This is a genomic window from Exilibacterium tricleocarpae, assembly GCF_007004655.1.
In the GTDB taxonomy this organism is placed as follows: Bacteria; Pseudomonadota; Gammaproteobacteria; order Pseudomonadales; family Cellvibrionaceae; genus Exilibacterium; species Exilibacterium tricleocarpae.
The window spans coordinates 20,098-33,399 of the sequence record NZ_ML660092.1; the positions used below are offsets into that span (position 1 = coordinate 20,098).

At 60.0% G+C, this 13,302-nt stretch carries 10 protein-coding genes; 4 read left to right on the forward strand and 6 right to left on the reverse strand.

Going from position 1 to position 13,302, the window contains the following annotated elements:
- Nucleotide 1: 1 nt before the first annotated feature.
- Both lepB and FKG94_RS10255 read right to left on the reverse strand, forming a co-directional pair.
- Nucleotides 2-640, reverse strand: coding sequence for a signal peptidase I (lepB, locus tag FKG94_RS10250; protein WP_142904144.1), 639 nt, complete (start codon nt 638-640; stop codon nt 2-4).
- A gap of 162 nt (nt 641-802) precedes the next feature.
- Nucleotides 803-1,177: a VOC family protein gene (locus FKG94_RS10255; protein ID WP_142904145.1), complete on the reverse strand. Its 375-nt coding sequence runs from the start codon at nt 1,175-1,177 to the stop codon at nt 803-805.
- A gap of 310 nt (nt 1,178-1,487) precedes the next feature.
- Between FKG94_RS10255 and FKG94_RS10260 the strand changes: the two genes are divergently transcribed.
- Nucleotides 1,488-2,801 carry a M20/M25/M40 family metallo-hydrolase gene (locus FKG94_RS10260; RefSeq protein WP_218943499.1) on the forward strand — a complete coding sequence of 438 codons (1,314 nt, stop codon included), beginning with the start codon at nt 1,488-1,490 and terminating at the stop codon, nt 2,799-2,801.
- A 194-nt stretch (nt 2,802-2,995) separates the two neighbouring features.
- Here the strand turns inward: FKG94_RS10260 and gcvP are convergent, their stop codons facing one another.
- Nucleotides 2,996-5,914: an aminomethyl-transferring glycine dehydrogenase gene (gcvP, locus tag FKG94_RS10265; protein WP_142904146.1), complete on the reverse strand. Its 2,919-nt coding sequence runs from the start codon at nt 5,912-5,914 to the stop codon at nt 2,996-2,998.
- Nucleotides 5,915-6,074: 160 nt separating this feature from the next.
- Here gcvP and FKG94_RS10270 point away from each other — a divergent pair, with 160 nt between their 5' ends.
- Both FKG94_RS10270 and FKG94_RS10275 read left to right on the forward strand, forming a co-directional pair.
- Nucleotides 6,075-6,698 (forward strand): helix-turn-helix domain-containing protein, encoded by a 624-nt coding sequence (locus FKG94_RS10270; protein WP_142904147.1) that lies wholly within the window; start codon nt 6,075-6,077, stop codon nt 6,696-6,698.
- A 239-nt stretch (nt 6,699-6,937) separates the two neighbouring features.
- Entirely contained in the window at nt 6,938-7,999 is a 1,062-nt protein-coding gene (locus FKG94_RS10275) for a CvpA family protein (RefSeq protein WP_179957583.1), read from the forward strand.
- A gap of 258 nt (nt 8,000-8,257) precedes the next feature.
- Here FKG94_RS10275 and FKG94_RS10280 read toward each other — a convergent pair whose 3' ends face one another.
- The gene (locus FKG94_RS10280) at nt 8,258-9,127 is read right to left on the reverse strand and encodes a hypothetical protein (RefSeq protein ID WP_142904149.1); all 870 of its coding nucleotides are present in this window, start codon (nt 9,125-9,127) and stop codon (nt 8,258-8,260) included.
- 238 nt (nt 9,128-9,365) lie between these two features.
- Here FKG94_RS10280 and FKG94_RS10285 point away from each other — a divergent pair, with 238 nt between their 5' ends.
- A complete protein-coding gene (locus FKG94_RS10285) occupies nt 9,366-9,983 on the forward strand; it encodes a uracil-DNA glycosylase family protein (RefSeq protein ID WP_246125074.1) in 618 nt (205 codons plus the stop codon).
- 192 nt (nt 9,984-10,175) lie between these two features.
- Here FKG94_RS10285 and xylA read toward each other — a convergent pair whose 3' ends face one another.
- Nucleotides 10,176-11,495 (reverse strand): xylose isomerase, encoded by a 1,320-nt coding sequence (gene xylA, locus FKG94_RS10290; protein ID WP_142904150.1) that lies wholly within the window; start codon nt 11,493-11,495, stop codon nt 10,176-10,178.
- Nucleotides 11,496-11,795: 300 nt separating this feature from the next.
- Nucleotides 11,796-13,256: a xylulokinase gene (gene xylB, locus FKG94_RS10295; protein ID WP_142904151.1), complete on the reverse strand. Its 1,461-nt coding sequence runs from the start codon at nt 13,254-13,256 to the stop codon at nt 11,796-11,798.
- Nucleotides 13,257-13,302: the final 46 nt, after the last annotated feature.

Genomic DNA, 13,302 nt, shown 5'->3' on the forward strand with positions numbered 1-13,302 from the left:
CTCACAAAGTATGAAGAAATCTATCTGAGCGTGGAATATAAAAGTTGTCATAATTAAAAGACAGCACCACGTGTCTGGTTCTGCCGACTATCTCATGTCTCGGGATAAAGCCGATCACTCTGGAATCCGAACTGTTGTCCCTGTTATCACCCAGTACCAGATAGTGTTGTGCCGGTACTGTGACAGAGCGAAAACTCGACAGGGGAGAGCTGCTTGCCTGAGTCCTGACCCGATGTTGCGCGCCCGGCAGGCGCTCCATCCGGTCAGTGCTGGAAATCTGCTCGTAATCCACCGCCCTGCCATTGACGCTAAGAACATTGTTGCGCATCCCGATAACGTCACCGGGCAGGCCGATCACGCGCTTGACCAGTCGTTTGTCGGAAACCTTGGAGTCAAAGACGACAATATCGCCCCGGCGCGGGTCCGAGCGTTTGACCAGTGAGATGTGGGTAAACGGCACGCGAATGTCATAGGCCATTTTATTCACCCAGATACGGTCACCCGCCAAAATGGTCGGCTTCATCGAGCCTGTCGGGACCTCGTTCCAATCGGCGATAGCGCTGCGAAACACCAGCATCAATGCGATAAACACCAGTAGACCCCTGTTTTCCTTCAGCAGTCGATAAAGCCGCGTTTTCATTTTCCTGCTCCTGGGACAATAGGTGGAATCGGCTCCGGGGGATACCGGGTAAACCGTGCGAGCACTTGGCTTGCAGCCGTTGTTGGATTGAGCCCTATATTACTTGCCGCTGCCGTCCGCTACAATGCTGTCGTTCAATGAACGAGCTGTCAGACGGACATATTATTCAGATTCCCAGGGCGAACAGATATCAATCAGGCAGCCGCTGGGGTCTCGGGTCAGAAATCGTCGTTGACCATAGAATTCGTTGCGCGGTGGCTGGATGATCGGCAACTCCAGTTCCTGTGCCCGCTGATAAGTGGCATCGACATCGGGTACCACAAACGTAATATAGACCCCCGCCGGTGCCTGCCGATAGTCAGCCGGTACCAGCTCATGGTGGCGGTCGATAATACCATACTCGATTTCGGGGTTATCCGGTGTACATAGCTGAATGTACCAGTCGCTGTCGTACTTGACTTTTAAGTCGAGCAGCGCCACGTAGAAAGCTTTGCTTGTTTGCAAATCATCCGCACATATATTCGCCAGTATTCTCATCGATATCTCCTGCAAACGTCGAGTCCTGTAACTTGGCCCAGGATATTTGTAGAAATTTACTTTAATGGTGTCTGGGGCTACTGGCAATCGATCCTACAATAATTGAGCAATGTTTTTGCGACGCGTCGCCGTGGGTGCAGCCATACGGACCGCCTCAGGGTGCGGGCGCAGATCGCGATAAGGTATGTAAAACTTGCATAGCAGGCCTGCCTAAAACCCACCTCTCCTGTAGTACACTAGCGTCTTGTCGCGGGCAGCGCCGGCTGATGATATAGATAAAGAGATTAGTAAAGAAAGGGTGAAAAAAGCAATGCTCAAGAATCTAACCGGAAACATTGTGGCGGGTACACTGTTCCTGTGGGCAGTCCTGCCGGCGACGCTGGCAGCGGCAGACAGTGCGGCGCCTGTCGTACAAAAAAAGTATACCGAGGAAATACGGATCTTGAGAGCCAAACCTCAGGTTAAGACTGCGCTTGCCCGTATTGTCGAACTCGAGGCCCGCCACCTGGAAGAGTTGGTCGAACTGACACAGATTCCGGCACCGCCGTTTAAAGAAGAGGCCAGGGCCAAACGATTTGCCGACATGTTGCGACAGGCCGGTCTGGCGGATGTGAAGATCGATGAGGTAGGCAATGTGGTGGGCCGCCGCCCCGGCCGCAGCGGCATGCGGACGATTGCCTACAGCGCCCATATCGACACGGTATTTCCGGAAGAAACCGATGTCACCGTGCGCGTGGAAGGTGAAAAAATGTATGCCCCGGGCATCGGTGACAACACGCGGGGAATGATTGTGGTGCTCGCCGTGCTGCGGGCAATGCAGCACGCCGGTATCGAAACCGATGCGGATGTGCTGTTTATCGGCAATGTGGGCGAAGAGGGGCTCGGTGATCTGCGCGGCACCAAACACCTGTTTCGCGACGGTGCCAACAAGATCGATACCCTGCTTGCCGTTGACGGCGGTCGCTCCGATCGCATTGTATACGGCGGTGTCGGTTCACACCGTTATCGCGTAACTTTCGAAGGCCCCGGCGGCCATTCCTGGGGCGCGTTTGGGGCGGCCAATCCACACCACGCCCTGGGGCGCGCTATTGCCTTGTTCGATCAGCGGGCGCCTTCGGTGACATCGTCAGGCGAGAAATCCAGTTACAATATCGGCCTTATCGGCGGTGGCACTTCCATTAACTCGATACCGTTTGAGTCCTGGGCCGAGGTCGATATCCGCTCCGGTGATCAGAAGAAAATCGATGCCATCGATGCGATTCTACAGGCGGCCGTACAGCAGGCGCTGCAGGAGGAAAATGACGGCAGAACCCTGGGGCCGGCGCTGACTGTCGATGTCAAGAGAGTGGGTACGCGCCCGGCGGCCCAAGGCCGGGTCGACTGGCCGATTGTACAGCGGTCGATGGCAGCGACCATCGCTTTTGGCATACAGCCGAAGCTGGCGGTTTCCTCTACCGACGCCAATATTCCTATCTCCAGGGGTATTCCGGCAGTCACCATGAGTCGCGGAGGTGTAGGCGGTAAGGCCCACTCGCCCGGCGAGTGGTGGCAGAACCAGGACGGCCATGTTGGGATCCAGATCAGTTTGTTAACGCTGTTATCCGAAGCGGGGGTTGTCGAGTGAAATACCTCTCCTGGCAAGGGTACTCGCTTCAGGCAACCACTTTTTTTTGGGGGGGCTGTAAGGGCAACTGGGCCAATTTGCCGGCCCAGCACGTTGCAGCGCCTTCAGAACATGGTATGGGGTCAGAGTAAAAAATTAAAACGCTATTTTTACTCTGACCCCATACTTTCCAAGGCTACTCTACCCGCCGGCACCTACAGGCCGTCCCGATAACTTTCCACACTCGGACAGGAGCAGACCAGATTGCGGTCCCCGTAAACATTGTCAATCCGGTTTACGCTCGGCCACACTTTGTGTGTCTGCAACCAGGTCGCCGGCCAGGCCGCCACCTCGCGGGAATAACAGTGCTGCCACTGCTCATCGAGAATATCCGCCTGGGTGTGCGGGGCGTTGTGTAACGGATTGTCCCCGGCGCTGTATTCGCCGCTCTCCACCTTGGCGATTTCATGGCGGATGGTGATCATTGCCTCGATAAAGCGGTCCAGCTCCTGCTGGGATTCGGATTCGGTGGGTTCGATCATCAGCGTACCCGCCACCGGGAAGCTCATGGTGGGCGCGTGGAAACCGAAGTCGTTGAGGCGCTTGGCAATATCCTCTTCGGTGACACCGCTCGATTCCTTTAGCGGCCGCAAGTCCAGCAGGCATTCGTGGGCGACGAAACCATTGCTGCCGCGATAGAGAATGGGGTAGTGGTCAGCCAGCTTTTTCGCCACGTAGTTAGCATTCAAAATAGCGTAGCGGGTGGCATCGGCCATGCCTTCGCGGCCCATCATTTTGATATACATCCAGCTTATCGGCAGTATGCTCGCCGACCCCCAGGGCGCCGCGGCAATGGTACCGTTGGCGGGATCGGTGCCGGGTACTTCCTGCACCGGGTGGGCCGGCAGAAACGGCCGCAGGTGCTCGCCCACCCCGATGGGACCCATGCCCGGGCCGCCGCCGCCGTGGGGAATACAGAAGGTTTTATGCAGGTTCAGGTGTGAGACATCGCCGCCGAAGCGGCCCGGCGCAGCGACGCCCACCAGGGCATTCATATTGGCGCCGTCGATATAGACCTGGCCGCCGACCGCATTAACCGATTCACAGATGTCTTTTACGCCCTCCTCGAACACGCCGTGAGTGGAAGGGTAGGTAATCATGATGCAGGCGATGCGGGTGCCGTAGATAGCGATCTTGTCGCGCAGGTCGGCGAGGTCGACATTGCCCTGGGAATCGCAGTCCGTCACCACCACCTTCATGCCCGCCATCTGCGCCGAGGCGGGGTTGGTACCGTGGGCGGAGGCGGGAATCAGGCAGATATCGCGATCGGTTTCGCCCTTGCTGGCGAAGTATTTTTTAATTGCCACCAGACCCGCGTACTCACCCTGGGAGCCGGCGTTGGGTTGCAGGCTGACAGCGTCGTAGCCGGTGCAGGCCGCCAGCATTCGTTGCAGCTCCTCGAACAGCCGGCTATAGCCCTGGGCTTGCTCCATGGGGGCGAACGGGTGCAGCTTGCCGAACTCGGGCCAGGTCACCGGGATCATCTCCGCGGTGGCGTTGAGTTTCATGGTGCAGGAGCCGAGCGGAATCATCGAGTGGTTGAGCGCGATATCGCGGCTCTCCAGGCGGCGCAGGTAGCGCAACATCGCCGTTTCACTGTGGTGGCTGTTGAATACCGGGTGGGTGAGGATGGTGTCGTCGCGCAACAGTCCGGCGGGCAGTCCCCCGCCGTCGCGTTTGGCTGCCGCCAGGTCCAGTGCCGCCAGGTCCGGTTCCGAATCCTGGTCGCCGGCGCAGAATACCCGCAGCAGTGCATCCAGATCGTCGAGGCTGGTGGTTTCGTTGAGGCTGACACCAAGGCAGGTGTCGCTAAGGCGCCGCAGGTTGATCTCATGGTCGAGCGCCCGCCGGTAGATGGCGTCGGTCTGCGCGCCGGTGTCGACGGCGAGGGTATCGAAAAATTGCGTGTGAGCCAGGGCAAGACCCTGCTGTTGGAGGCCGGTCGCTAGCATTGCGGTAAGGCGGTGAATGCGTGTGGCGATGCGCCGCAGCCCCTCGGGACCGTGGTAGATGGCATAGAAGACGCTCATCAGGGCCAGCAGCACCTGCGATGTACAGATATTGGAATTGGCCTTCTCCCGGCGGATATGCTGCTCCCGGGTCTGCATGGCCATCCGCAGCGCCTGCCGGCCGCGGCTGTCCACGGAAACGCCGATAATACGGCCCGGCGCCGAGCGCTTGTACTTGTCGCGAAACGCAAAAAAAGCGGCGTGGGGGCCACCGAACCCCATGGGTACGCCGAAGCGCTGGCTGTTGCCCACCACCACATCGGCGCCCATGGCGCCCGGCGCTTTCAGCAGCACCAGGCTCATGATATCGGCGGCTACGGTCACCAGCCCGCCGTTGCCGTGCACCTGTTGGATACACGCCGTCAGGTCGTGTACGGCGCCGCTGCTGCCCGGGTATTGCAGCAGCGCGCCAAAGCAGTTCAGGCCGTCCAGCTCGGTGTGGGGGTCACCCACCACTACTTCAAAGCCGAAGTGCTCGGCGCGGGTTCGCAAAACGGCCAGGGTCTGGGGGTGGGTGTCGCGGTCGACGAAATAGATATCGGACTTGTTCTTTTTGGCCTGGCGTTTACACATGGCCATGGCCTCGGCGGCGGCGGTGCCCTCGTCCAGCATGGAGGCGTTGGCCAGGTCCATGCCGGTGAGGTCGAGAATCATCTGCTGGAAGTTGAGCAGCCCCTCGAGCCGGCCCTGGGCGATTTCCGGCTGGTAGGGGGTATAGGCGGTGTACCAGCCGGGGTTTTCCAGTACATTGCGTAAAATCACCGCGGGCACCTCGGTGTCGTGGTAGCCCATGCCGATATAGCTCTTGAAGACCCGATTGCCGGCGGCGATACGGCGCAGCTCGGCGAGCGCCTGCTGTTCGGTCACAGCGCTGTCCAGCGCCAGGGGCGCGCGGCTGCGGATGGCCTCGGGAACCGTGTTGTCGATCAGTTGCTCCAGCGAGTCGAGGCCGAGGCTGGCCAGCATGGCGCGGGTCTGGTCGGCGTCGGGCCCGATATGGCGGCCGATGAACTCGCCCCGGTTTTCCAGTTGCTGCAAAGGCGTATCGTACAGAGGTGTGGGCATGGTGCTTAACCTGATGCTGAGAGGACGGTGAACGGCGCAATATTAACAATGGGTTCTATTATAGGCAATTTAAATTTCCTATAGGAAACTCGTGTTTATTAACCGCTGCCAGATGTAGTAACCTTGCCGGCAGACTCCTCATGCCGACCCGGAAAACAGCGTGCCGAAATCGCCTGCAGACAGTTCTGTTCTCGCCGTTGCCCGCCGCGATGACGCGCGCTTTGTGGAGCCGCTGCAACTGGGCAAGCGGCTGCGGGAAATCCGCCTCGCCAACAGTCTTACGCTGGAGGAGGCGAGCCGGCTCACCGGGCTGGCCCGCTCCACCTTGTCGAAAATCGAGAACGAGCAGATTTCCCCCACGTTTCAGGCGGTGCAGAAGTTGACTAGCGGGCTCGGTATCGACATTCCGCAGTTGTTCGTGCCGCCCGCCGAGGGTCCCGAGGCCAACAGCCGTCGCGATATCACCCGCAGCGGCGAGGGGCTGCTGCACCCCACCACCACCTATGAGCACGAGCTGCTGGCCAACAGCATCAGCAATAAAAAGATGGTGCCCTTCAAATGCAAGGTGATGGCGCGCAGCTTTGATGATTTTGACGACTGGGTGCGCCATGATGGCGAGGAGTTTCTCTACGTGCTGGGCGGCGAAATCGAGGTCTACACCGAATTCTACGAACCGGTGCGCCTCAGCGCCGGCGACAGTATGTACTATGATGCCCGTATGGGGCACTGCCTGGTATCGGTAAGTGCCGAGGACGGGGAGGTGCTTTGGGTTACCTCTCGCTAGGGTCTTTACATACTGTTGTCAGGTCCCCCGTCAGGCCTGAATAAGCGCCAGTCTCCAATCAGTGAGTGCTCGGCACCATCAGGGCCAAACAAACCCGGCGGCGCCAACGGAAATAGTGTGTACAGGCGCTGGGCCCGGCCCTGTTTGGACCTGCTAATGGACGGTAACTGATGGGGCTTAATTGATAGGTTGCAGCTGTCAGGTCGCCCGGCCTAGCCGCAATCAGGGGAGTCAAAACAGTGGATATATCACTGCTCGTCTTTATTATCGCCGTGGTGTTTTTCGGTTACCGGGGCTACCGCCGCGGGCTGGGAGCCTCGCTGTCACGGATTTTCGGCTTGCTGGCGGGATATGCCTGCGCGATTCTGTTTACGCCGTCGCTGGCGGCCCTGCTGGAGGCGCGCACCGGCTTGCAGGGGCTTGTCACCTATGCGGTGGCCGGGATGATCCTCTTTTTCGGTGGTACCTTATTGGTGAGTCTGGTGTTTTCGCTGTTCGGCCGGCTGCTGCGCAGCGGTGAGGGGCAGTCGCTGGCCTCCTCCGTGGGCGGCGGCATTACCGGCGCCCTGGTGGGTGCGGTGGTGGGGTTGGCTTTGGTCTGGGGCATAAGCTTTATCCGGGAGCTGCAACCCGCGGCGGTTGCCTCGCAACAGGTACCGGTGGTCGCTGCGCCGCCCAGTGCCATCGAACGGGTGGCCCGGCAGGCTGCCGGCGGCGCTGTGGCGGTAGCGGTGGACGCCGTCAGCGACACGCCGGAAGTGGCCCGGGCGACCAAGGCGCTGTTAGAGTCCCCCGCTGAAACCACCGGCCAGATGCAGCGGTTGATGCGCAGCGAGGAATTGCGGCAGTTTCTCAACGACAGCCGCAGCCAGGCCCTGATGAACGCCGGTGACGCCGTCGCCCTGACCCGCCAGGCGGGATTTCAGCAACTCTACCAAAATCCTGATTTGCAGGGACTGATAAAAGCCGGCGGCCTGCCCGCTGACAACCCGGAGCAGCTGGCCGCCCATTTTAGCCGGCTCTGGCGCCGTGCCCAGCAGGTGAAAGACGATCCGCAGTTACAGGCTATTTTGCAGGACCCGGAGTTTCAGGAGCAGATCAAGTCCGGCAATCCGGCCACGCTCTGGACCAATCCCAAAGTGCAGCAGATTGCCGAAATCGTCTACGCCGCCGGCAGCGCCGATTTGCCGCCGCCGGTGGCAGCGCCGGCGCCCGTGCAGCCGGGCCCGCCGGTGGAAATTCATCGCTGGGTCGACAGCGAGGGCAGGGTGCACTTTTCGGATGAGCCGCCGCCGCAGTAGTTTGTTGCCGGTGGGGCATCTTGCCAGTGTCAGGGTTTAGGGACGTCAGGCCGGTCAATTGGCACGCTTTCGCTTAAGGCATTGCCATTCGGACCGCTTCGCTTTTTTATGGATTAAAAAAATTTATAGGTGCTGAATAGATTTATACGAGATCGCAGTAGTCAGATGGAGGTGCCTTCGTTAACAGGGAGTGGTTCCTCTCGAGGGGGATGCAACTAAAGTTGCGTCCCCGCACTGCACCACTGGAGAGTTGGAGACTCAGTTATCAGTGGCGGCAAAGGCGGAATTTTTCTCGTCGGCGCTGCAACGGCCGTATTCGCAATTGATGGTAAAGCGGGGCTTGCCCCAGCAGTAGGCCTGGTAGCTCTCTTTAAAATACTTTTTCTCGGTCAGCCGCAGGCCGTCGGTGCGCATATCGCAGCCGTGGCTGCGGGCCACGCGCTCGGCGGTGTATTCGTACTGGCCGTACTTCTGCTTGCGGGCCAGATCGAGCGGCAGCCAGGTGCGCGCCAGTTGTCCGCTGTTGGCCTCGTGGGCGAGTTGGTTGCCGATATCGGTCAAAGCCTCGTCCATGGCCCGCTCCACGGTGCCGGCGACCACCTTGGAACCCAGCATATTGCCAAAGAAGGGGATAAAGTAGCCGGCCACGCCCGCCCCTACGCGCGTAGCGCTGAGAAACGGTGAACTGCCGGTGCTGGTCAGCGTGGTGATCAGTTTGCCCCGCGCATCGTGAATGGACAGCTCCAGGGTCACCAGCGATTGCATGGCGACCTTGCTGACGTCTACCTCAGTGATGCGCGGGCGCACGATCAGGCTGCAGTCACTGCAGTCATTGTGATGGCTTTTGACCAGGGTCACAGTGTCGTAGTGTTGCTCGAACAGCTTGCCCACAGCATCGGGCAGGTTGCTGTGGGCATCTATTTTCCAGTCGTTGATAAGCCCCAATACCACCAGACCCGACTCTACGTGGTGCTTCTGCACGGCATCCGGGGGTACCTGGATCAGCACCTTGGTCTCGATACCCTGGGTGACCCCGTCACTGCCGGCGGGCAGGGTGGGAGTGACACGAACGGTTTGTGCGCATGCCGATAACAGCAATATCATCGTCAGTAAGCCAAGGGAGCGCATCGATTTAGTGACCTTTATTGTTCCGTTCGTGTTTGAAGATGTTTGTGGGTTCCGGCATGTGCAGGTTTATGTATTGATTATTGTCCTTTTGTTAAGTTTTGATAAGGTCAGCGGCGGCCAAAATATTGTCGTTACTTTGGTTTTGTGATCTATTCAACGTATTCGATCAAACCGGTAGCAGGTCCTAATTCCCGATATCCGACAATGGCAGACAACACTGAACAAAAGGTAATATAGCTTGGCTGGAACACGCGAAACGGACGACCTGGTCCCACTGCACAACCTGTTGGTCGACGTGCGGGCCTGCCGCCGGTGCGAGGCGGATTTGCCCCTGGGGCCCAACCCGGTGGTGCGGGCACAGGGCAGTGCCCGCATACTGGTGATCGGCCAGGCGCCGGGGACACGGGTGCACGCCACCGGCATCCCCTGGAACGACCCCTCCGGCGACCGGCTGCGCGACTGGATGGGGGTGGACCGCGAGACGTTCTATGACGATTCGCATATCGCCATTATGCCGATGGGGTTCTGTTACCCGGGCAAGGGCAAGTCGGGCGATTTGCCGCCGCGCACGGAGTGCGCGCCCTTGTGGCATGAAAAAATACTTGCTCATTTACCCGACATCGCGCTGGTGTTGTTGATCGGCAGCTACGCCCAGGCATATTATCTCGAGGACAGTTACAAAACCCTGACCGAGCGCGTCAGGGCCTGGCGCGACTGCCTGCCGCGAGCGTTGCCGCTGGTACACCCGTCGCCGCGCAATCGTTTGTGGCTGCGTAAAAACCCCTGGTTCGAAGAGGATGTAGTGCCGTTTCTGCGGCAACGGGTGCGGACTTTATTGGACAATGACAGTTTTTAGACGCAAAAAAGCCGATCTGAAGTTCGGCTGTGACACGCACGAAGATGCCTCTGATGTTTGAGACAGAGGGAAGAATATAAAGCTCTATCGCTTCTAAAAGCGTGTTACCCACTAATCGGTAGCTAACGGCACTCGCTTTGGGCGTCTACTGTCGTCTCAAGCGAAAGTAGGCGCGACAAGCGAGCGCCGCCACTATCCATAGATGATTTTATTCAAGATATTTTCCAAATACTCCTGACCGCCGCTGCTATGCCGGGGCGCCAGCTCCTGCTCCAGCGCCAATTCGGCCAGGTCTGCCAGGGATTTTTCACCCTCCAGAATAGCTTTGCCGAGCGGCCGGCTCCAGCCGGCGTAGCGCTTGCACACAAACTCGCTGAGCCTATCGTTTTCAATCAGCCCGGCAGCCTTCTCCAATGCCAGTGCACAGGTGTCCATAGCGCCGATATGGCCGTGGAACAGATCGTATTTATCGACGCTCTGGCGGCGCAGCTTCGCATCGAAGTTGAGGCCACCGCTGGAAAAACCGCCCGATTTCAGAATCTCATACATAATCAACGTCATTTCTTCCACACTGTTGGGAAACTGGTCGGTGTCCCAGCCGAGCTGCGGGTCGCCGCGGTTGGCGTCGAGGCTGCCGAAAATACCGAGGCTGATAGCCGTGGCGACCTCGTGGTGAAAAGAGTGGCCGGAAAGCGTGGCGTGGTTGGCCTCGATATTGACTTTGATTTCTTTCTCCAGCCCATACTGCTTGAGAAAACCAAACACCGCCGCGGTGTCATAGTCGTACTGATGTTTGGTGGGTTCCTGCGGTTTCGGTTCGATCAGCAATGTGCCGCTGAAACCGATTTTGTGCTTGTGTTCGACCACCATCTGCATAAAGCGGCCCAACTGTTCGCGCTCCTGGCGCAGGTCGGTATTGAGCAGCGTCTCGTAGCCCTCGCGCCCGCCCCACATGACATAGTTGGCGCCGCCGAGATAACGGGTGGCGTTCAGCGCGTGGAAGACCTGGTTGGCGGCGCAGGCGAACACGCTCGGGTCGGGGTTGGTGGCCGCGCCCGCGGCATAGCGCGGATGGCTGAATAAATTGGCGGTGCCCCAGAGTAGTCCAATCCCGGTGGCCTGTTGTTTTTCACCCAGGTACTCGGTCATGGCCTGGAAGTTTTGGAGATATTCCCGCTGGCTGCCGCCCTCGGGGGCGACATCGATATCGTGAAATGTATAATACTGCGCCCCCAGCTTGCCGATAAACTCAAAGGCCACATCGGCTTTTTGCCGCGCTCTTTCCAGTGCGTCGCCGGCCTCGTGCCAAGGGCGCTCGAAAGTGGGCGCGCCAAACACGTCAACGCCGTTCCAACAGAAATTGTGCCAGTAACACACCCCGAAGCGCAGGTGTTCTGCCATGGTTTTTCCCAAGATGATCCTGCCGGCGTCGTAATGGCGAAACGCCAGCGGGTTGTCGGACTGCGGCCCTTCGAAGCCGACCCGGTCGAGTTTTTCAAAATAGGCAGACATGTCGTTTCTCCGTCGATGCTGCTCGTCCCTGATGGTGAGGTGTTTGCGGCGCGGGTATCGGTGCGCCGGGGTGCTGATATAAATCTTCGTCGCTGCGGCGGCGCTCGGCAATTATGATTTTTCCGTTCCTTCTTCCGGTTTTTCTTCATTGCTGCCCTGTGGTCGAAAGCGATGTGCCGTCCACGACCATGGCCGGCAGCGGGCCACGGATGGCGTAGCGACCCCTTGCCTGGTGGGGCGAGGTCGGATGGCTGACGGCTTTATGCGGTTGAGCACGGGTGTCGGTGAGAGGGGACGTGATCAAAGCGCTGGAAAAGCCGGTGCCAGTTGGCGATACAACTGCTTGAATGTCTCGCGGCGCCCGGCAAAGTAGTCGCTGGCCGCGGCAGTGGGCCGGTAGGTCTGTACCTGTTCCGGCACCGGGCAGACGTCGTCCAGCGTGCGCCCGCGGGCGCTGGCCAGTTGCGCCAGGCGCGCCGCGCCCAGGGCCGGCCCGACTGTGCCGCCCTGGCGATAGGTCAGCGGGCGGGCGAGGATATCGGCCAGCATCTGGCGCCAGTAGTGGCTGCGGCTGCCGCCGCCGATCAGGGTGATCTCCCGCGGTTGCAGGCCGGTTGCGTGCAGTGCGTCCATACCATCGGCAAGTCCGAACCCCACCCCCTCCAATACCGCCTGGGCAATCTGCGCCGCATCACTGTCATGGCCGAGGCCGAACAGCACCCCCCTGGCCCGGGGGTTATTGTGCGGTGTGCGCTCACCGGACAAATAGGGCAGAAACCAGGCTTGGGTGGCGGTTTTTGCCGATTGTTCCGCAGCCGCCACCAGCTTGGCAATATCCCGGATACCGGTCAGCTTTGCCGCCCAGTCCAGGCAACTGGCGGCGCTCAGCATCACCGACATCAGGTGCCAGGTGGCGGGCAGGGCGTGGCAGAAACTGTGCACTGCGGCCGCCGGATTACTGTGAAAGCCGTCGCTGACGACAAAGTAGACGCCGGAAGTTCCAAGCGAGAGCATGGCCTGGCCTGGGCGCACTATGCCCACGCCCACCGCCCCGGCGGCATTGTCGCCGCCGCCGGCGGCCACCGGCACCTGCGCCATGCCCCAGCGCGCGGCGACGGCGGCGCTCAATTGCCCGGTGATATCACTGCCCTCGTGGAGCCCCGGCATCTGGGCGCTGGTCAGGCCGCAGGCCGCGAGCAGGTCGTCGTTCCAGCGCCGCCGCCCCACATCCAGCCAGGCCGTGCCGGCGGCATCGGACATATCACTGGCAAAGTCGCCGGTCATGCGGTAACGCAGGTAGTCCTTGGGCAGCAGTACCTTGTCGATGCGCCGGCACAGCGCCGCTTCATGGCGCTGCAGCCACAGCAGCTTCGGTGCGGTAAAACCGGGCATGACGATATTGCCGGTAAGCGCCCGGGCGGCGGGGACCAACTGCTCCATGGCCTCGCACTCGGCGGCGCAGCGGCCGTCGTTCCAGAGGATGGCCGGGCGCAACACGGTGCCGGCGGCGTCCAGCAGGGTGGCGCCGTGCATCTGGCCGCTGAGGCCGATAGCGGCCACTTTGCGCAGCGATTGGGTGCGGCCCAGAGCCGTTACCGCCTGCTCGCAGGCTTGCCACCAGTCGTGCGGGTCCTGTTCCGACCACAGTGGTTGCGGGCGGGAAACCGCCAGTGCTACCGTTGCGCTGTCAAGCAGCTCGCCGGCATCGTCGATTAACACAGCCTTCACGCCGGAGGTGCCTAAATCAATACCCAAATACATAATGTCGGTCGGCCCCACTGGTCTGCATAAGGATTCGTGGGTTTAT

What these genes read in the sequence shown, in the direction of transcription:
- xylB (WP_142904151.1), bottom strand. Translation starts at nt 13,256, where the DNA reads ATGTATTTGGGTATTGATTTAGGCACCTCCGGCGTGAAGGCTGTGTTA.
- FKG94_RS10280 (WP_142904149.1), bottom strand. Translation starts at nt 9,127, where the DNA reads ATGCGCTCCCTTGGCTTACTGACGATGATATTGCTGTTATCGGCATGC.
- gcvP (WP_142904146.1), bottom strand. Translation starts at nt 5,914, where the DNA reads ATGCCCACACCTCTGTACGATACGCCTTTGCAGCAACTGGAAAACCGG.
- xylA (WP_142904150.1), bottom strand. Translation starts at nt 11,495, where the DNA reads ATGTCTGCCTATTTTGAAAAACTCGACCGGGTCGGCTTCGAAGGGCCG.
- FKG94_RS10260 (WP_218943499.1), top strand. Translation starts at nt 1,488, where the DNA reads ATGCTCAAGAATCTAACCGGAAACATTGTGGCGGGTACACTGTTCCTG.
- lepB (WP_142904144.1), bottom strand. Translation starts at nt 640, where the DNA reads ATGAAAACGCGGCTTTATCGACTGCTGAAGGAAAACAGGGGTCTACTG.
- FKG94_RS10255 (WP_142904145.1), bottom strand. Translation starts at nt 1,177, where the DNA reads ATGAGAATACTGGCGAATATATGTGCGGATGATTTGCAAACAAGCAAA.